We start from the raw sequence: 18,613 nt of genomic DNA on the forward strand, positions 1-18,613 counted from the left end.
CGTCCGCCGCATCCTCCGTCTCCACCAGACCATTCGCCTTCGCCACGCCCCCCGCCCCCACCGCGCCGTCCGTCCCCAGCGCGCCGCCCGTCCCCACCGCGCCGTCCGTCCCCACCGCGCCGCCCATCTCCAGTGCGCCGCCCATCTCCAGTGCGCCGCCCGCGTCCGCCGCGCCGTTCGCTTTCGCCGCGCCGTTCGTCCCCGCAGCGCCCCCCGTCTCCACCACGCCGCCCGCGTCCGCCGCACCCACCGCATACACGCCGCACGCCTCGGACAGCGGTCCCCCGAGCCAGTCGGCGAGCAGCGTCAGATCGGCCAGGGACAGGGGCGGTTGGGCCTTGACGTCCTCCACGGAGACGCGCCCGGCGTGCACCACGGCGAGGGCGTCGACCCCGGCACCGTCGGGGAAGGCCAGCCGGACGTGGAACCAGGACGTCGCGCCGCCGTACTCCCGCACCTCCCACGCGGGCCGCACGGAGACCACGCCGTCCCCCGCGTTCCGATCAGAAAGATTAAGAAAGGATGCTTCCAGCACGCACGCAACGTAACCAATTGATCACACCTTGAACCGACGGACATCGGCGGACACGTCTCGGGTCACCCCACCGGCCCCTGCCGCCGTGCGCCCCGGAGTGCCATCCTGGAGCCGTCCGCACACCCTCCTTGGGGCGAGGAGTACCGCTGTGCTGCGTGTCGCCGTCGTCGGTTCCGGGCCGAGTGGGTGTTACACCGCCCAGAGCCTGGTCCAGAGTGATCCCGGAGTCCTGGTGGACGTCCTGGACCGGCTGCCGTGCCCGTACGGCCTGGTCCGCTACGGCGTCGCGCCCGACCACGAGAAGATCAAGTCCCTGCAGGGCAGCCTGCGTACGGTGCTGGAGCACGAGCGGGTGCGGTTCCTGGGCGGGGTCCGGGTGGGCGGCCCGGGCGGGCTGCCGGTCGAGGTCCTGCGCGGGCTCTACCACGCGGTCGTCTACTGCGTGGGCGCCGCCACCGACCGCCGGCTCGGCATCCCCGGCGAGGAGCTGCCGGGCAGCTGGTCCGCGACCGAGTTCGTGTCCTGGTACAGCGCCCATCCGGACGCGGCCGACGCGGGCTTCCTGCGCGGGGTGCGGTCGGCGGTGGTCATCGGGGTGGGCAATGTCGCCGTGGACGTCACCCGGATGCTGGTCCGGGGCGCGGCGGAGCTGCGGCCCACGGACATCCCGCAGGCCGCGCTGGACACGCTGACGGCGAGCGGGCTGACCGAGGTGCAGATGGTGGGCCGGCGCGGGCCCGCCCAGGCCCGGTTCACCACCAAGGAACTGCGCGAGCTGGGCGCCCTGCCCGGCACCGACGTGACCGTGGACGAGGCCGAGCTGGCGCTCGATCCGGCCGATCCGGGCGCGCTGCCGGCCGGGCCGCGCCGCAATCTGGAGGTGCTGCGCGCCTGGGCGGCGCGGCCCGTGACGGCTGCCGCGGCCCGGCGGGTCCGGCTGCGCTTCTTCCTGCGTCCGGTGGAGCTGCTGGCGGAGGGCGGCCGGGTGGGCGCGGTGCGCTTCGAGCGGACGGCACCGGACGGTGCGGGCGGCGTGACCGGCACGGGGCGGTACGAAGACGTGCCCGCGCAGTTGGTGCTGCGCTCGGTGGGCTATCGCGGAGTGCCGCTGGAGGGGCTGCCGTTCGATCCGGCGAGCGGCACGATCCCGCACCGGGAGGGCCGGGTCCTGCGCGACGGTGCGCCCGCCCCGGGCGAGTACGTCGCCGGCTGGATCAAGCGCGGTCCGACGGGGGTCATCGGCACCAACCGGCCCTGCGCCAAGGAGACGGTGACCTCCCTGCTCGCGGACGCCCCCGCGCTCGCCCGCACGGACGTGCCGGTGGACCCGGTCGCGGCCCTCCGGGCGGCGGGCGTCGAGCCCGTGCCCTGGGACGGCTGGCTGGCGATCGAGCGGGCCGAGGCGGAGTTGGGAGCGCGGCTGGGGCGCGGCGTGGTGAAGCTGGCCGACTGGGACACGCTGCTCGGGGTGGCACGGGTGTCGTAACGTCCCGCGGCCGGCGGGCGGGCAGGACACACGGCGGCAACAGGCTGGAAATCAACAAACTGTTCAAGCGGCTTACGGTCTCGTCCTGTTCGGATGCCACTCCCCACCAGCCGCTGATGGAGTTCCCATGGCCACGACCGCAGACGTGCACCCCGTCGACGAGATACCCCCGGTACGCCGGCTGGCCGCCTTCGGGCTCCAGCACGTGCTCGCGATGTACGCGGGTGCCGTCGCGGTGCCGCTCGTGGTGGGCGGTGCGATGAAGCTGCCGCCCGCCGACCTGGCGTACCTGATCACCGCGGACCTGCTGGTGTGCGGCATCGCCACGCTGATCCAGTGTGTGGGCTTCTGGCGGTTCGGGGTGCGGCTGCCGATCATGCAGGGGTGCACGTTCGCGGCCGTGTCGCCGATGGTGCTCATCGGGACGACGGAGGGCGGACTGCCCGCGATCTACGGCTCGGTGATCGTCGCGGGACTGGCGATCATGCTGCTCGCGCCGGTCTTCGGCAGGCTGCTGCGCTTCTTCCCGCCACTGGTGACCGGCACGGTGATCCTGGTCATCGGTGTCTCACTGCTGCCGGTCGCGGGCAACTGGGCGGCGGGCGGAGCCGGGGCGGAGGACTTCGGCGCGCCGGGGAACCTGGCGCTGGCGGGGTTCGTGCTGGCGGTGGTGCTCGGCGTGCAGCGGTTCGCGCCCGCCTCCCTCTCCCGGGTCTCCGTGCTCATCGGGATCGCGGTCGGGCTGGCGGTCGCCGTGCCGTTCGGGTTCACCGACTTCAGCGGGGTCGGGGACGCCGACTGGGTGGGCGTCAGCACGCCGTTCCACTTCGGGGCGCCCGAGTTCCGGGGCTCGGCGATCGTGTCGATGCTGGTGGTGGCCCTGGTGACCATGACCGAGACGACCGGTGACCTGATCGCCGTCGGCGAGCTGACCGGGCGGAAGGTCGAGCCGCGCTCCCTCTCCGACGGGCTGCGCGCCGACGGCCTGTCGACCGTGCTGGGCGGGGTGTTCAACACCTTCCCGTACACGGCGTACGCGCAGAACGTGGGTCTGGTCGGGATGACCCGGGTGCGCAGCCGCTGGGTGGTGGCCGCGGCCGGCGGGATCCTGGTGCTGCTCGGCCTGCTGCCCAAGCTGGGCGCGGTGGTCGCGGCGGTCCCGGCGCCGGTGCTCGGCGGGGCCGGCCTGGTGATGTTCGGGACGGTCGCGGCGAGCGGGCTGCGGACGCTGGCCCGGGTCGACTTCCGGGGGAACGACAACCTGACCGTGGTGGCCGTCTCGGTGGCGGTCGGCATGCTGCCGGTGGGTGTGCCGACGGTGTACGAGAAGTTCCCGGACTGGTTCCAGACGGTGATGAACAGCGGTATCAGCGCGGGCTGCCTCTCCGCGATCGCGCTGAACCTGCTCTTCAACCACCTGCGGGCGAGGCGGGGTTCAGCGGCCGTCGCCGATGCGGGCGGCCTGCCGGTCGGCGGCGGCGAGAAGGCTGTCGAGCAGCCCCGGGAAGAGGCCCTCTAGGTCGTCCCGGCGCAGGCCGTTCATCTTGGCCGTGCCCCGGTAGACCTGCCGGATGACCCCGCTCTCCCGCAGCACCCGGAAGTGGTGCGTGGAGGTGGACTTGGTCACCGGCAGGTCGAACTGCGAACAGGACAACTCCACTTCCTTGGCGGCGAGTTCGCAGACGATCTGCAGTCGCATCGGGTCGGAGAGCGCGTGCAGCACGGACTCCAGCCGGATCTGCTCCCGCTCCGGGTGCGGCAGCGCGCGGCCGGTGGTGGCGGTGTCGGTCACGGCGGGTGCCCCCTCGTCACGGGATCTCTCGGTCCCCTCATTGTACGAGGAGCGTCGTAGTTTGACACTCCTCGTAGTACGAGGGGTATCGTACGAGCCTGTCAGCGGTCCGTGACGAATGGAGTCCGTCGTGAGTGCCCTCTTCGAGCCCATCACCCTGCGCGAAGTGACCATCCCGAACCGGGTGTGGATGGCCCCGATGTGCCAGTACTCGGCCGAACCGGAGGGCCCGCTCGCCGGCGCCCCGCACGACTGGCACTTCGCGCACTACGCGGCGCGGGCCACCGGCGGCACCGGCCTGATCGTGGTGGAGGCCACCGCGGTCTCGCCCGAGGGCCGGATCTCGCCGTACGACCTCGGGCTGTGGAACGACACCCAGGTGGAGGCGTTCCGCCGGATCACCCGCTTCCTCGCCGCGCACGGCACCGTGCCGGCGGTCCAGCTCGCCCACGCCGGACGCAAGGCCTCCACCGACCAGCCGTGGAAGGGTGGCGCGCCGCTCGGCCCGCAGGCGCGCGGCTGGCAGCCGCTCGCCCCGAGCGCGGTGCCGTTCGACGAGCGCCACCCGGTGCCGACCGAGCTGACCGTCGAGGAGATCGGCGGGATCGTCGAGCGGTTCGCCGCCGCCGCGCGCCGGGCGCTCGCCGCGGGCTTCGAGGCCGTCGAGATCCACGGCGCCCACGGCTACCTGATCAACGAGTTCCTCTCCCCGCACTCCAACCACCGCACCGACGCCTACGGCGGCTCGTACGAGAACCGCACCCGGTTCGCCCTGGAGGTCGTGGACGCCGTACGGGAGGTGTGGCCCGCGGACAAGCCGGTGTTCTTCCGCATCTCCGCGACCGACTGGCTCCAGGACGACGGCTGGACCACCGAGGACACGGTCCGTTTCGCCGGTGACCTGCACGCCCACGGCATCGACCTGCTCGACGTCTCCACCGGCGGCAACGCCTCCGGCGTCACCATCCCGACCGGGCCGGGTTACCAGGTCCCCTTCGCCACCCGGGTGAAGACCTCCACCCCGATGCCCGTCGGCGCCGTGGGCCTGATCACCGAGACCGGACAGGCCGAGAAGGTCCTGGCGAACGGCGAGGCCGACGTGGTCCTCCTCGGCCGCGAGCTGCTGCGCAACCCCTCCTGGGCCCGGCACGCCGCCCGTGAACTGGGCGCGGAGATCCGGGTGCCGGACCAGTACCACCGCTCGGTCTGAGCCCGCACCCGCCGCTGCCGGCCCGCTCCGGGCGAGGGACGGGCGGCGGGCGGCGGGTGGTCAGTCCGGCAGCAGCCGTACGACCGTGCGCTCCAGGCGGGGCAGGGTGCGCTGCCCCGCCAGGGCCAGGGCGATCGCGGCCACCACCCCGGCCCAGGCGACCGGGCCGAGCGGGGTGCAGCCGACCGCGTGGCTGACGCCCGGGGTCTGGACCACGGCCACCAGGGCCAGCGCGGAGCCCAGCGAGGTGACCTGCACCAGACGGCTGTCGCGCCGGTCCAGCAGGGTCTGCACCAGCTGGGTGCCGACCACCCCGCACAGCGCCATGGTGCTGGAGCGGCGGGCGGTACCCGGGGTGAAGCGGCCGATCAGCCAGGCCGTGACCGCGCCCAGGCAGGTGGTCAGGGCCCGGTGCCGGATCTGCCGCAGCAGCGGGTCGCCCAGCACCCCGGCCGCCTCCTCCACGTGCTCCAGGTCCGCCTCGTCCTCCTTCTCCGTCACCGCCACCGCCATCGACGGGAACAGGTCGGTGAAGAGGTTCACCATGAGCATCTGCCGGGTGGACAGCGGCGCCCGCCCGGACAGCAGGGTGCCGAGGATGCCGAACCCGACCTCGCCCGCGTTGCCGCCGATCAGGATGGCGATCGCGTCCGCCACGCTGTGCCACAGCGCGCGGCCCTCGCCGACCGCGTCGATCAGCACCGTCAGGTCGTCGTCGGTCAGCACGATGTCCGCGGCGTTGCGCGCGGCGGCCGAACCCCGCGCGTTGATCCCGACGCCGATGTCGGCGGCACGGATGGCCGCGGCGTCGTTGGCACCGTCGCCGACCATGCCGACCACCCGGCCCGCGTCCCGCAGCGCCTCCACGACCTGGAGCTTCTGCTCGGGCGCCACGCGGGCCACCACTCCCGCGTCGCGCAGCATCCGGGCCCGCGTCGCGCGGTCGGCCGCGGCCAGCTCGTCGCCGGTGACCACCACGGTGTCCTCGGGCCAGCCCAGGTCGGCGGCGATGGCCCGCGCGGTCTGCGGATGGTCGCCGGTGAGCATGACGGGGCGTACGCCCGCCCCGTTCAACCCGTGCACCAGGGCCGTGGAGGTCTCCCGCGGTACGTCGGACAGCGCCAGCAGACCGGTGAACTCCAGGTCCCTGAGCGGCTGTTCGAGGACGTCCTCCTCCTGCTCGCCCGGGCCGAGCCGGCGTTCGGCGACCGCCAGCACCCGCAGCCCGGCCCCGGCCAGCGCGTGCGCGGACTCGGAGGCATGCTCCGGCAGACCGGAGCAGCCCGGAAGGACGGTTTCCGGAGCGCCCTTGACCACCAGCACGGGCGGGCCGTCCCCGACCCGGCCGACGGCGGCGGCGTACCCGCGCGCGGCCTCGAACGGCAGGTCGGCGAGCTGGGTCCAGTCCGGGTCGGGCGGCGCCGCGGCCAGGACGGCCTCGTCGGTGGCGTGCACCGGCCGGTCGGAGCCGCCGTTCAGCCGCGGGCAGGCCCGCGCGGCGGCGCGGACGGTCTCCACGGAACCGGCGTCGTCCACCGGGCGGACCGTGCCCTCGACGTCGGAGGTGCGCACCAGCCGCAGCCGGTTCTCGGTGAGCGTGCCGGTCTTGTCGAAGCAGATGGTGTCCATGCGGCCCAGCGCCTCCAGCGTGCGCGGGGTGCGGACCAGGACACCGCCCCGGCTCAGCCGCCGGGCGGCCGCCAGCTGCGCCACCGTCGCCACCAGCGGCAGCCCTTCCGGTACGGCCGCCACGGCCACCGCGACCCCGCCGCTGACCGCCTCGCGGATCGGGGTGCCGCGCAGCAGCGCGAGACCGGTGACGGCGGCACCGCCCGCGAGGGTCAGCGGCAGTGCCTTGCGGGTGAGTTCCTGGAGCCTGGCCTGGACACCGGCGGCCGGGGGCGTGCGGGCGGCGAGGTGCACCGCGCGGGCGGCCTCGGTGCTCTCCCCGATGTCGACGACGACGGCCCGCGCCTCCCCCGCCACCACGGTCGTCCCCTCGAAGACCATGCAGCGCCGGTCGGCGACGGCGGCGTGCGGGGTGGGATCCGTCTGCTTCTCCACCGGCAGCGACTCACCGGTCAGGGCGGACTCGTCCACCTCCAGCCCCTCCTGCCACAGCAGCCGGGCGTCGGCGGGCACCACGTCGTCCCCCTTGAGCTGGATCACGTCGCCCGGCCGGAGCCGGCCCGCCTCCACCGTGCGGGTGCCTCCGGCGGGGGCCTCGGTCTCCGGCGGTACCACGCGCGCCTTCTGCTTCTGCTCGGCGACCAGACCGGACAGCGCCCGCTCGGCCCGCAGCCGCTGGACACCGCCGACCAGGGCGTTCAGGTCGAGGGCGCCGACGACGAGCAGCGCGTCCACGACGGAGCCGAGGATCGCCGACGCGGCGGAACCCACGGCCAGGACCGGGGTGAGCGGGTCCTGGAGTTCCCCGCGGACGGCCCGGCCGAGCCGGTAGGACCAGCGGACCGGCGCGGCGGCCGGATGCCCGGTGACCCCCTCGGCCGTCTTGCGCAGCCGCGTGGTCAGCGTGTCGAACGCGCCGGGCTCGGCGACCGGTTGGTGTGCCAGCCGGTCCTGGGCCTGCTCCGGGTCCAGCTCGTGCCAGTGCACCCGGGGGCGCGGGTGCGGGGCACGGGCCGTCGCCACCCCGAGCGCCGCCCGCGCCCCGGACAGCAGCGCCGCCGCGGCGCCCGCGTCGACGGGCGCGTGTCGCAGCCCCGGCAGCACGGACCGGCGGCCGCCTCCGCCGCCGGACTCGCCGATGGCGACGAGCAGCCCGGACAGCGCGGCTCCGGAGCGGGCCAGGGTCTGGGCCCGGTGGCCGACCCGGCGGGCGGCCGGCACCGCGGTCAGCACCCGCCACACGTCGGGCAGTCCGTGCAGGGCGAGGATGTCCGCGCCCCACACCACCGCCCCGCCCCGGTCGGTCAGGGCGAGGGCGATGTCGGCGGCACGCAGCGCGCCCAGCACGTCGTGTTCGTCGGCCGACCCGACCCGGGCGACCGCGAGCACGGCTCCCTCGTCGCCGCGCGCCTCGTACACCACGTCGTCCAGCGGCCGTCGGGCGTCGACGACCTGGTCGGCGAGGCCGGTGAAGTCCTCCAGCGCCGGATCGTCCACGAGCACGACCCGGAGTCCGGCCCGGCGGGCCGCGTCCAGCACCGGCTCGGCCCACGGGTCGGGCTCGCCGTCCTCGGTGCGCAGGGCGCTCGGGTGCAGCACGACCGTGCCGGCCATCTCCAGCTGACGCAGCCGCTCCGGGTCGCGGACCAGGACGCCGGTGCGGGCCAGGGCGGCACTGAGCAGGGCGTGGAAGGCGGCGGGGCCGTAGCGGGCGGCCTTCGGGGAGCCGGCCAGCACCGCCTCCGCGGCCTCGGCGGCGTCGTGCTTGACCAGCAGGGTGGCCGCCGCGCCCAGCAGGCTCCCGGCGGAGGCGTGGGCCGCGTACTCCTGGGCCGGGGAGACGCGCAGCGGCGGGCGCGGCGGGTCGTCCGCGCTCGCGCCGAGGCTGACCCGGTCGGGGCCGATCAGCCGGTCGTGCACCGTGTCGAAGGCGGCCGAGCGGGCCACCGTCTCGACCACCTGACAGGTCCGCAGGGCGCCGTCGAGCACCAGGGAGGTGGGGGTCTGGCCGGCGCCGTGCACGGCCGCGTTGGCGCAGGCCAGCACCAGGTCCATCGGGGCGTCGCCGATCCGGGCGCGCAGCCAGGCACGGAAGCGCGGGTTCTCCCGCAGCAGGGTCACGACCGCGGTCACCATCCGCGGCGAGGGCGGCAGCCGCAGCGCGTACGCGGAGAGGGCCACGGCGATGCCGACGCCGTCGGCGGCGAGCGTGGCCGCCGCGGCCCGCACCCCGGCCGGGTCGGCCGGATGCGTGGTCTCCTCCACGTCTCCGGCCGCCAGGACGAGGCCGTGCCGCTCGGCGAGGGCGGACGCGTGCTCCACGACCCGGTCGGCGGCCTCCTCACCGGTCGCGGTCACCACCAGGCGGGCGAGGCCCTGGTCCCAGTAGGCGACGAGCACGTCGGGGTGCTCCGCCAGGGACTCGGCCAGCCGACGCGCCAGATGAGCCGTGCCACCGGCGTGCAGCGCCTGCTCCTGGTCCAGGGGCCGCACCGCCAGGTGGGCGCGGGCACCGGACCGCCAGTGGTCTCCAGCGCCGGGCAGCGCGTTGCGGGCCACCCGCGCCACCCGGGCGACGGTGTCCGCGCCGCGCACACCGGCCCGCGCCGTTCCGGCGGCGGCACCGGCGGCCAGTCCGACCGCCGGTGCCGCCGCCCGCGCGAGCAGGCGGGGTGCCGCGGGCAGCAGCCGGGCGGCGGCACGCGGAGCCGTCAGCACACCGAGCACCATGACCTCCTCAGAGCGTGGTGCGGTCGGGCCGCGCGGTCGGCCCGAGGGGACCGGAGGACGTCCTGCCGGCCGACGCCCGGGCGCCGGGGGACGCCTCGGGGGGACCTGCCGCCTCCGTGTGACCGGGCCGGCCGGACTCCTCGGCCGGTCCGGGAGTCGCGGTACGGCCCGGGGCCCGGCCTTCCGCCGGAGTCCCGGCGGAACCGCCGGCGCCGGACCTGAGGGCCGCGGTGCCGAGGTCGTGCGCGGGTTCGGGCTGTGCCGCGCCCGCGTCCGCCGCGACCGCGGGCCGGCCGGGGCGGGGCTGGGTGAGCCAGGCCACCGCGGCGCCGGTGACGGCGACGGGCCACTCCACCACGCCCGCGGCACCGAGCAGACCGGCCCCCGCGTACACCGCCATGCGCCGCCCGCGCGGCGAGACCGCGCCGACCTTGTCCAGTGTTCCCTCCGCGGCCCTGCTCACCGTTCCGGCGCCGGGCACCCTGCGCAGTACCGAGGCCGCGCCGCGCAGGGGCGCCGTGAGGGCCGACGACGACTTCTGCTCAGCCATGACTCTCCTCGGATGAGATCCGTCTTGCGTGCCCCACCGAGTGCCCGCGACCGTGCTGGTCATCCCCTTTTTCCCCGGGGAAGGCCACCTCTTCCCAGGGAACGCCACGGATCCCTCCGACGCCACCCGCCCCTGCCGGACGTGTGACCGGACGGATCACGACGCGTGCCGGAACAACCCCTCGGGCACGGCCGCGGCGAGGACCCGGTACCCCGCGGGATTGAGGTGCAGCCAGTCCCCGACGTGCAGGGCGGGCAGCAGCCGGTCGGGGGCCTCGGGGTCCCGTACCGCCCGGTCGAAGTCGATCACCGCGTCGAAGTGGCCGGGGGTGCGGATCCAGGCGTTGACGCGCTGCCGGGCGGCCTCCCGTTCACCCGCCGGGTCGTCGTACGGGGTGTTGCCGCCGAACGGGGTGATGGTCGCGCCGTAGACCCGGATGCCCTGGGCGTGGGCGCGGACGACGATCTGCCGGTACCCGGCGATCAGGTCGTCGGCCGCCGCCCGCTGCGCCTCGGGGGTGGCGTCCGCGGTACCGATGTCGTTGACGCCCTCGAAGAGGATCAGCCAGGCCACTCCGCTGCGGGAGAGGACGTCCCGGTCGAGGCGGGCGAGCACGTTGGGGCCGAGTCCGTCGTTGAGGACGCGGTTGCCGCCGGCCGCCTGGTTGAGGACGGCGAGGTCCGCCGTGGCCGGGTTGCTGTGGAGGCGGTCGTAGAACTGGTCGGGCCAGCGGTCGTTGCCGTTGGTGGTGGAGCCGCGTCCGTCGGTGAGGGAGTCGCCGACGAGGGCCACCGCCCGGGTGCGGCCGGGTGCCAGCACCTCGACGTCGCTGAGCAGGTACCAGTGGTCGACGGCGGTCGCGCCCGCCAGGTCCGCGTCGCGCGTGTGGTCGCCGTGGACGAGGTACGACGTGGTGCGCGAGCCGGGGTGGGAGGTGAGCGCGAGCGAGGCCTGGCCGCGTGCGGTGTACGCCGTCACGGTCAGCTCGGATCCCGCGCGCAGCTCGAAGTCCAGCGGGTCGGAGACCATCTGCGCGCCGACCGGGACGGTGACGGAGTCCCGGCCCGCGAAGGTGACCCGGCGCAGGCTCCCCGGCTCGACCGCGCTGACACCGGCCCTCCCGCCGCGGGGCAGGGCCACGGTGACGGCGGTGAGCGGCAGCGGGGTGTCGCCGTACGCGTTGGAGAAGCGCAGCCGGATCCGGGTACCGGCGGCGGTGACGCGCACCGTCTGCCGCAGGGTGGTGTCCACGAGCACCGACTTCTCCCCGGTGTACGGCGCGGGCGGCAGGTTGGCGGGCTCGGTCAGCTGGGGCATACCGGTCCAGGTGTTCACCCAGTGCCGTCCGGCCCCGTCCGCGGCACCACCCGAAGCCGGCCCGGCTGGAGCCGGCCCTGCCGGAGCCGGCCTGGTGACCAGCGCGGTGAGCGCGGAGGCCGACACGGCGAGGGCGAGGACGAGGACGACGGTGCCGAGCAGGGTGGCGAACGGCGTTCTGCGGGGCGGCTTCACGGAGACCTCTCGGGGGTGCGGGGGGACCAGGGGCGGTGGTGCGGGGGCCGGGGACCAGGGGCGCGGGGGGCCGGGGGGAGGCGAACGGTGTAGGGCGACCGGTGTAGGGGGCCGAGGAGGAGAGGCGAGGGCTGCGGGGGCGTGCGGGCGTGCCCGGAGGACCGGCCCGGCCGGGTGCGCCTGCCCGGTCGGGCGGGCCGGCCGAGCCCGCGCCGGAGCGACCGAGGCGGCCCGCCCGGACGCCCCCGCACCACCCGACCGGTCCGGCGCGCGGTTCTCGTCAGCCGGCCGTGCAGGCCGTGCCGTTGAGGCTGTACGCGCTCGGTGTCGCGCTGTTGCCGGTGTGCGTGGCCTGGTAGCCGAGGGTCACGCTCGCGCCGGGGGCGAGGGTGGCGTTGTACGCGGCGTTGGTCGCCGTCACCGCGCCGGAGCGGGGGCTGTAGGTGGCGTTCCAGCCGTTGGTGATGGTCTGGCCGGCCGGCAGGGTGAAGCCGAGCTGCCAGCCGTTCAGCGTGGTCGTACCGGTGTTGGTGAGGGTCAGGGAGGCGGTCAGACCGGTGCTCCAGGTGCTGGCGCCGGCCGTCACCTTGCAGGCACCGGCGGGCGGCTGGGGTGTGCTGCCGCCGGCGTCGAGGCCGAAGAACGTGAGCGCCCGGGAGTCCATGACCCGGCTGTAGAAGTCGTGGCCGACGCCCTGGAGGCTGATCGCCTCGACGGGCGCCCGGTCACCGGTGGCGCCGTAGCGCGTGCGGGTCCAGCCGGAGGCCGGGGTGTCGGTGGCGGCGGGGGTCTGGCTCACACCCAGCACGTTCGTCCACTGCTTGATCTCCTCCCCGAAGTTGGGATAGCGCAGGGTTTGGTCCTCGGTGCCGTGCCACAGCTGCATCCGCGGGCGCGGACCGGTGTAGCCGGGGTAGGCGGCACGCACCAGGTCGCCCCACTGCTGCGGGGTGTGGGTCACGGTGCCGCCGGAGCACGCGCTGTTCCACTCGGAGCCGTCGGTGGTGGCGAAGCAGCCGAAGGGGACCCCGGCGAAGGCGGCGCCCGCGGCGAACACGTCGGGGTAGTCGCCGAGCAGGACGTTGGTCATCATCGCGCCGGAGGAGAGGCCGGTGACGAAGATCCGGCCGGTGTCGGCGGCGTAGGTGCGGGTCGCCCAGTCGACCATGGAGCGGATGCCGACCGGATCGCTGCCGCCGTCGCGGCGCAGTGCCTGGGGGGAGGAGACGTCGAAGCACTTGCTGGCGCGGGTCACCGACGGGTACACGACGACGAACCCGTGCTGGTCGGCGAGCTGGGCCCATTCGGTGCCGGAGTACATCGCGGAGCCGGAGCCGCCGCACCAGTGCACGGCCACCACGACCGCCGGGTGTGCGGGGAGGTTGTCCGGTACGTAGACGTACATCCGCAGGTTGCTGGGGTTGGTGCCGAAGCCGGTGACCTCGGTGAGGGTGGCCGTGGGGACGGCCTGGGCCCGGGCGGAGGCGGGGGGCGCGGCGAGGGTGAGTGCCGCGAGGAGCGGCAGCAGGGCACCGAGGAGGGTGGCAAGTGTCTTGCGGAGGCCGGTGGGCGAGCGGTGCGGTGTGGGGGGCACGTCACTGTCCCTTCTGGGTCGCGGCTCGTGCGGGGCACCGGCATCGTGGCATGGACACGCAGTCCATGGAAGCGCTCCCACGCCACTTCTCCATGGCCGGAAACAGCCGTGCGTGACGTGTTGACTAGAAAGCGCTTACATTCTACGGTCCGTTCATCAGCGTGACCGATGGACGCGACAGCGGGCCGCTTCGGTCACGCGACCTCCGCTCGCGTTCCATATGTGCGTACGGCGTTCACGTACACAAACCCCTCCCCCAGAGAAGGGGCGCACCCGCATGCACATGAGAGGAATGCCAGGCGCGGCCGACGCGACGCCTGTCGGCTTCGGCGCGGGGGCGACCGGCGGCGGCACAAGCCGGGACAGTGACGTCGACGGACTCCGACCCCTCTCTGACCCCCACTCGGAAGAAGGCATTCGGGACATGACCTCATCGGCAACCGCGCGTGGTCTGCTGGGTGGCCTGGCCACCCTCGGGCTCACGCTTGGCATGATCATGACCTCCGGGGCGCCGGCGGGCGCGGCCACCTGGCCGACCCCCAGCGGCAGCCAGGCGGTCTCCGCCACCATCTCCCTGTCCGGCACCAAGGACTACGGGATGAAGCGGCTGTACGGCACCGGCGACCTCGGCAGCGACAGCCAGGACGAGGACCAGGGCCCCATCCTGGAACTCGCCCCCGGCACGGTCCTGAAGAACGTCGTCATCGGCTCCCCCGCCGCGGACGGCATCCACTGCCTGGGCAGCTGCACGCTGCAGAACGTGTGGTGGGAGGACGTCGGCGAGGACGCGGCCACCTTCCTCGGCTCGTCCTCGTCCAACGTCTACACCGTCAGCGGCGGCGGGGCGAAGGAGGCCGGCGACAAGGTGTTCCAGTTCAACGGCGCCGGCACGCTGAACGTCTCCGGCTTCGCGGTGAAGAACTTCGGCACCTTCGCCCGCTCCTGCGGCAACTGCAAGACGCAGTACAAGCGGACGATCAACCTCAGCGGTATCGAGGCGACCTACAAGGGCAACAAGCTCGTCGGCATCAACACCAACTACGGCGACAGCGCGACCCTGAGGAACATCACCGTCGCCGGGGACACCAGCAAGAAGATCGTTCCCTGCCAGAAGTACATCGGCAACAACACGGGCGCCGAGCCGAGCACGAACGGCTCGGGCCCGGACGGCACGTACTGCAAGTACTCCAGCTCGGACATCACGTACAAGTGAGCCCGGGCGGGGGGTGACCGTGGGCGGGCCGCGGCGGCGGCCCGCCCACGGTCACGCCCCGGCGGTCCTCCTGCGCCACTGTCCGGACAGCACGAGATGCGCGGCGACGCCGAACACCAGCCCCCAGAAGGCGGATCCGATGCCGAACAGGGTGACGCCGGACGCGGTGGCCAGGAAGGTGACCAGCGCGGCCTCGCGGTCCTTCTCCTCCTTCACCGCGCCGGTGAGGCCCCCGGCGAGCGCGCCGAACAGGGCGACGCCCGCGACGGCCGCGACCAGTTCCTTCGGCAGCCCGGCGAAGAACGCCACCAGGGTCGATCCGAAGGCGCCGACCACCAGGTAGAAGGCGCCGCACGAGACACCGGCCACGTAGCGCCGCCGCGGATCGGGGTGCGACTCCGGGCCGGTGCAGATCGCGGCGGTGATCGCCGCCAGGTTGATCGCGTGCGCGCCGAAGGGAGCGAGCGCGGTGGAGACCAGCCCGGTGCTGCCGATGAGCAGCCGGTCCCGGGGCTGGTAGCCGGAGGCCGTGAGCACCGCCATGCCGGGGGCGTTCTGCGAGGCGAGCGTGGCCAGGATCAGCGGCACGGCGATGCCGATGAGCGAGGCGACGGAGAACTCCGGGGTGGTGAGCACCGGCCGGGCCAGCTCGATCCTGTCGACGTGGACGTGCAGCCGGGAGGTGGCCGCACTGCCGACGACCCCCGCGGCGAGGGCGATCAGCACCGCGTACCGGGGCAGCAGACGCTTGCCCAGGAGGTAGGCCAGCAGTACGGATCCGGCGATGACCGGTGCCGTCTTCAGCGAGGTGAAGACGTGGGCGCCGAAGCTGAACAGGATGCCCGCGAGCATGGCCGAGACCACCGCCGCCGGCACCTGCCGCATCAGCCGGCCGAACACCCCGGTCAGTCCGACCAGGGTGAGGACGGCACCGGTGACGAGGAACGCGCCGACGGCCTCCGCGTACGGGTACGCGCCGAGGCTGGTGACCAGGAGCGCCGCTCCCGGTGTCGACCAGGCGGTGATGACCGGCATCCGGGTGCGCAGGCTCAGCCCGATGCAGGTCAGGCCGCTGCCGATGGAGATGGCCCCCACCCAGGAGCTGGTCTGCGCGGCGTCGAGGTGTCCGGCGGAGGCCGCCGCGAGCACGATGACCAGCGTCCCCGAGTAGGACACCACGACGGCCACCAGGCCCGCCAGCACGGCGGACGGCGACGCGTCGCGCAGCAGCCGGGGCCGGTCCGCCGAGGCCGGCCCGGCGGCCGGTTCCGCTCCCCCGGACCGCTCGGGTGCCGAGGGACCGGCGGAGGGGGGCGGCGCGGCGGTGTGCGCCGCGCCTGGGGTGGTGTCCGTCTCGGAGGGCTCGGGGCTCAACGGTCTTCCTTCGCAGCCCGTTCCAGGGCCTGTTCCAGGTCGGCGACGAGATCGGCCCGGCTCTCCGGGCCGATGGACAGCCGGACCATGTCCTTCGGTGCCGTGCTGTCCGGCCCCTCGAAGGTACAGCGGTGTCCGATGAGACTTCTCACCGGCGGGGGCCTGGTGCGGAGGCGGGCGACCAGGCGTCCCAGGAGCCGAGCGTTGCGGTCACGAAGTCCCGTGAGCCGGTGGCCTGTTCGGCTGGGTGGGGAGGTGCCGGCCAGTCGCTCGGCGCGATGAATCCGTTCTGGCGTGACACGACGTCCATGGCAAGCACGCTCCTGTCGACTCACGTGCCGTCAAGGGGAGTCGCGGCACGGCCACCGCGCCCGCCGGCGGCACCCTGCGAAGGCGGCAGTCCGTGGGCAGTCCGTGGCGGGATCACTCCGTTCCCCGCGTGTCCAGAGCCGCGCCCAGTTCCCGCCGATAACCGGCGTACGCCGCCCGCAGCGCCTCCCCCGGCCAGTCGGCGGGCAGCAGTTCGGGGGGCAGGACGGGGTCGGTGAGCAGGTGGCGGACGGCCGCGGCGTAGGCGGTGAACCGGTCGGCCGGGTGGCCGGCCCGGCCCGCACGGGCGAGCAGGGAGCGCGCGCCGGCCGCCCAGTCGGCCAGCGGCCACAGCCGGGCGGCAAGGGCACGCGGGGGCTCGTCGGGGCGCGCGGTGCATGTCAGGGCCACCTGGCGCAGACCGGCGGGCAGGGGGCGGTCCAGGTTGGCCGGGCGCAGCCAGACGCCCTCGCGGAGTTCGGCCAGACGCAGGGCGGTGAGCCGGGCGCGCAGCTCGGCGCGTTCGGCGGGGCCGCGGCCGGTCGCCGTGACCACCACCATCTCCCAGTCGCCGTCCCACGCGCGCGTGCGAGGGTGCACGGCCTCGTCCTGGCGGCGCTGGCGGGCCAGCAGCCGGTCGCTGAGCCGGTACACGGCGTCCGTGCGCCGCAGGTCGCCGGCGGCCACCATCCGGCTCAGCGCGGCCCGCAGCGTGGAGCCGCCGACGCCGAAGGGCTCCACGAGCCGGACCAGGTCCCTGACCGGCAGCTGGGGCGGGTGCACGCCGAGCAGCAGGCTCAGTACGACCGACCGGGCGGACAGCGGCCGCAGACCGGCCGGGTCCTCCTCCTGCTCCGGCTCCGCCGGGACGTTCACGCGCATGGCCCCGACTGTACGTGCGCCTCCTTGTTGCGTCATTGCTACAGCCGCAGGATGAGTGCAACATGCTCGTATGGTCTCGATTCCCGCGCAGTCGCCGCCGTCGCCGTCCGAGCAGCCGTACGCCACGCACGACGTCACCAACCAGGCGCCGCCCCTCGCGCCGTACGACGCCTCCGCCGACCCGGCCCTGCTGGAGGGGCTGCGCCGGGAGGGCGCCGGGTGGGCCGAGGACGACATCCGGCGGCTGGGGGCGCGCGCCGGGAGCGCCGAGGCGCAGGAGTGGGGCGAGCTGGCGAACCGGTACGAGCCGGTGCTGCGCACCCACGACCGCTACGGCCACCGCGTCGACGAGGTGGAGTTCCACCCCAGCTGGCACCACCTGATGCGGACCGCGGTCGCCGAGGGTCTGGCCGGCGCCCCGTGGGCCGACGACCGGCCGGGCGCGCACGTCGCCCGGACCGCCGGCGGCCTGGTGTGGGGGCACACGGAGGCGGGACACGGGTGCCCGACGTCCATGACGTACGCCGCGGTACCGGCCCTGCGCGCGCAGCCGGATCTCGCCAAGGTGTACGAGCCGCTGCTCACCAGCCGGGAGTACGACCCCGGGCTGCGCGTCCCCACCGAGAAGCCCGGGCTGCTCGCCGGAATGGGCATGACCGAGAAGCAGGGCGGCTCCGACGTCCGCACCAACACCACCACGGCCACGCCCACCGGCGAGGCGGGTGTGTACACGCTGCGCGGGCACAAGTGGTTCACGTCGGCGCCGATGTGCGACGTCTTCCTGGTGCTCGCGCAGGCCCCGGGCGGGCTGTCGTGCTTCCTGGTGCCGCGCGTCCTGCCGGACGGCACCCGCAACACGTTCCGCATCCAGCGGCTGAAGGACAAGCTCGGCAACCGGTCCAACGCCTCCTCGGAGCCGGAGTTCGACCGGACCGTGGCGTGGCTGGTGGGGCCGGAGGGGCGGGGAGTGAAGACCATCATCGAGATGGTCAACTGCACCCGGCTGGACTGCGTGATGTCCTCGGCGACGCTGATGCGCAAGACGCTGGTCGAGGCGGGGCACCACGCGCGGCACCGCAGCGCGTTCGGGGCCCGGCTGATCGAGCAGCCGCTGATGCGCAACGTCCTGGCCGATCTCGCGCTGGAGTCGGAGGCGGCGACGACGCTCACGCTGCGGCTGGCCGGCGCGGCCGACCGGGCGGTGCGCGGCGACGCCGGGGAGCGGGCCTTCCGGCGCCTCGCCACCGCCGTCGGCAAGTACTGGGTCACCAAGCGGGGGCCGGCCTTCACCGCCGAGGCCCTGGAGTGCCTGGGCGGCAACGGGTACGTCGAGGACTCCGGCATGCCCCGGCACTACCGGGAGGCGCCGCTGCTGTCGATCTGGGAGGGCTCCGGGAACGTCAACGCGCTCGACGTGCTGCGTGCCCTCGGCCGCGAACCGGACACCGTGGAGGCGTTCTTCGCCGAACTCGCCCTCGCGCGCGGGGCGGACGCCCGCCTCGACACGGCCGTGGCGGCGCTCAAGGACCAATTGGCCGGAACGGATCAGGCGGGCGCCCGGCGGCTGGTGGAGCGGATGGCGCTCGCCCTGCAGGCCTCCCTGCTGGTCCGGCACGCTCCGCACCCGGTCGCGGACGCCTTCTGCGCGAGCCGGCTGGGCGGGGACTGGGGCCACGCGTTCGGCACCCTGCCCGCAGGAACCGGTCTCGACGCCGTCCTGGAGCGCGCCCTGCCCGGCCTGAACTGAACCCCTGCACGCACGCGTGCGCGCAGTTCTCTCCCGTGGCCGGTGAGCGC

General features: G+C 74.6%; 13 protein-coding genes and 1 pseudogene. 5 read left to right on the forward strand and 9 right to left on the reverse strand.

The genetic code is table 11. The features are described 5' to 3' along the window. Positions 1-184: 184 nt before the first annotated feature. Positions 185-535: pseudogene (locus tag IEZ20_RS40730) on the reverse strand (DUF6214 family protein); the annotation flags it as partial. A gap of 148 nt (positions 536-683) precedes the next feature. Between IEZ20_RS40730 and IEZ20_RS20505 the strand changes: the two are divergent. Both IEZ20_RS20505 and IEZ20_RS20510 read left to right on the forward strand, forming a co-directional pair. Next, a complete protein-coding gene (locus IEZ20_RS20505) occupies positions 684-2,021 on the forward strand; it encodes an FAD-dependent oxidoreductase (RefSeq protein WP_189300780.1) in 1,338 nt (445 codons plus the stop codon). A gap of 127 nt (positions 2,022-2,148) precedes the next feature. After that, positions 2,149-3,540, forward strand: coding sequence for a nucleobase:cation symporter-2 family protein (locus IEZ20_RS20510; protein ID WP_189300782.1), 1,392 nt, complete (start codon positions 2,149-2,151; stop codon positions 3,538-3,540). Here the strand turns inward: IEZ20_RS20510 and IEZ20_RS20515 are convergent. Then, complete coding sequence (locus tag IEZ20_RS20515) at positions 3,457-3,813, reverse strand: ArsR/SmtB family transcription factor (RefSeq protein ID WP_229896156.1); 357 nt, start codon at positions 3,811-3,813, stop codon at positions 3,457-3,459. The two genes, IEZ20_RS20510 and IEZ20_RS20515, sit on opposite strands and share 84 nt — an antisense overlap. A gap of 130 nt (positions 3,814-3,943) precedes the next feature. Here IEZ20_RS20515 and IEZ20_RS20520 point away from each other — a divergent pair, with 130 nt between their 5' ends. After that, a complete protein-coding gene (locus IEZ20_RS20520; protein ID WP_229896157.1) occupies positions 3,944-5,023 on the forward strand; it encodes an NADH:flavin oxidoreductase/NADH oxidase in 1,080 nt (359 codons plus the stop codon). Between the two features lie 60 nt (positions 5,024-5,083). Here the strand turns inward: IEZ20_RS20520 and IEZ20_RS20525 are convergent, their stop codons facing one another. The 4 genes from IEZ20_RS20525 to IEZ20_RS20540 form a co-directional block, all read right to left on the reverse strand. Continuing rightward, a complete protein-coding gene (locus IEZ20_RS20525) occupies positions 5,084-9,382 on the reverse strand; it encodes a cation-translocating P-type ATPase (RefSeq protein ID WP_189300788.1) in 4,299 nt (1,432 codons plus the stop codon). A 7-nt stretch (positions 9,383-9,389) separates the two neighbouring features. Then, positions 9,390-9,932 carry a hypothetical protein gene (locus tag IEZ20_RS20530; RefSeq protein WP_189300790.1) on the reverse strand — a complete coding sequence of 181 codons (543 nt, stop codon included), beginning with the start codon at positions 9,930-9,932 and terminating at the stop codon, positions 9,390-9,392. A gap of 156 nt (positions 9,933-10,088) precedes the next feature. Then, a complete protein-coding gene (locus tag IEZ20_RS20535) occupies positions 10,089-11,444 on the reverse strand; it encodes an SGNH/GDSL hydrolase family protein (RefSeq protein WP_229896158.1) in 1,356 nt (451 codons plus the stop codon). A 280-nt stretch (positions 11,445-11,724) separates the two neighbouring features. After that, the gene (locus IEZ20_RS20540; RefSeq protein ID WP_189300792.1) at positions 11,725-13,038 is read right to left on the reverse strand and encodes an extracellular catalytic domain type 1 short-chain-length polyhydroxyalkanoate depolymerase; all 1,314 of its coding nucleotides are present in this window, start codon (positions 13,036-13,038) and stop codon (positions 11,725-11,727) included. A gap of 424 nt (positions 13,039-13,462) precedes the next feature. Here IEZ20_RS20540 and IEZ20_RS20545 point away from each other — a divergent pair, with 424 nt between their 5' ends. Next, a complete protein-coding gene (locus tag IEZ20_RS20545; protein WP_189300794.1) occupies positions 13,463-14,251 on the forward strand; it encodes a pectate lyase in 789 nt (262 codons plus the stop codon). A gap of 51 nt (positions 14,252-14,302) precedes the next feature. Here the strand turns inward: IEZ20_RS20545 and IEZ20_RS20550 are convergent, their stop codons facing one another. The 3 genes from IEZ20_RS20550 to IEZ20_RS20560 all read right to left on the reverse strand — a co-directional run bounded on the left by IEZ20_RS20550 (position 14,303) and on the right by IEZ20_RS20560 (position 16,816). Beyond that, positions 14,303-15,625, reverse strand: coding sequence for a benzoate/H(+) symporter BenE family transporter (locus IEZ20_RS20550; protein WP_189300797.1), 1,323 nt, complete (start codon positions 15,623-15,625; stop codon positions 14,303-14,305). After that, positions 15,622-15,777: a PLP-dependent transferase gene (locus tag IEZ20_RS20555; RefSeq protein ID WP_229896159.1), complete on the reverse strand. Its 156-nt coding sequence runs from the start codon at positions 15,775-15,777 to the stop codon at positions 15,622-15,624. Before IEZ20_RS20555 ends, IEZ20_RS20550 begins: the two co-directional genes overlap by 4 nt. A gap of 271 nt (positions 15,778-16,048) precedes the next feature. Next, a complete protein-coding gene (locus tag IEZ20_RS20560) occupies positions 16,049-16,816 on the reverse strand; it encodes a PaaX family transcriptional regulator C-terminal domain-containing protein (RefSeq protein WP_189300799.1) in 768 nt (255 codons plus the stop codon). Between the two features lie 70 nt (positions 16,817-16,886). Between IEZ20_RS20560 and IEZ20_RS20565 the strand changes: the two genes are divergently transcribed. Then, the gene (locus IEZ20_RS20565) at positions 16,887-18,563 is read left to right on the forward strand and encodes a DNA alkylation response protein (RefSeq protein ID WP_189300802.1); all 1,677 of its coding nucleotides are present in this window, start codon (positions 16,887-16,889) and stop codon (positions 18,561-18,563) included. Positions 18,564-18,613 lie beyond the last annotated feature (50 nt).

It is taken from the genome of Streptomyces cinerochromogenes (genome assembly GCF_014648635.1).
Lineage (GTDB): Bacteria > Actinomycetota > Actinomycetes > Streptomycetales > Streptomycetaceae > Streptomyces > Streptomyces cinerochromogenes.

Excerpts from the sequence above, each read along its gene's own strand:
- IEZ20_RS20545 (WP_189300794.1), top strand. The coding sequence starts at position 13,463 with ATGACCTCATCGGCAACCGCGCGTGGTCTGCTGGGTGGCCTGGCCACC.
- IEZ20_RS20530 (WP_189300790.1), bottom strand. The coding sequence starts at position 9,932 with ATGGCTGAGCAGAAGTCGTCGTCGGCCCTCACGGCGCCCCTGCGCGGC.
- IEZ20_RS20565 (WP_189300802.1), top strand. The coding sequence starts at position 16,887 with ATGGTCTCGATTCCCGCGCAGTCGCCGCCGTCGCCGTCCGAGCAGCCG.
- IEZ20_RS20510 (WP_189300782.1), top strand. The coding sequence starts at position 2,149 with ATGGCCACGACCGCAGACGTGCACCCCGTCGACGAGATACCCCCGGTA.
- IEZ20_RS20560 (WP_189300799.1), bottom strand. The coding sequence starts at position 16,816 with ATGCGCGTGAACGTCCCGGCGGAGCCGGAGCAGGAGGAGGACCCGGCC.
- IEZ20_RS20525 (WP_189300788.1), bottom strand. The coding sequence starts at position 9,382 with ATGGTGCTCGGTGTGCTGACGGCTCCGCGTGCCGCCGCCCGGCTGCTG.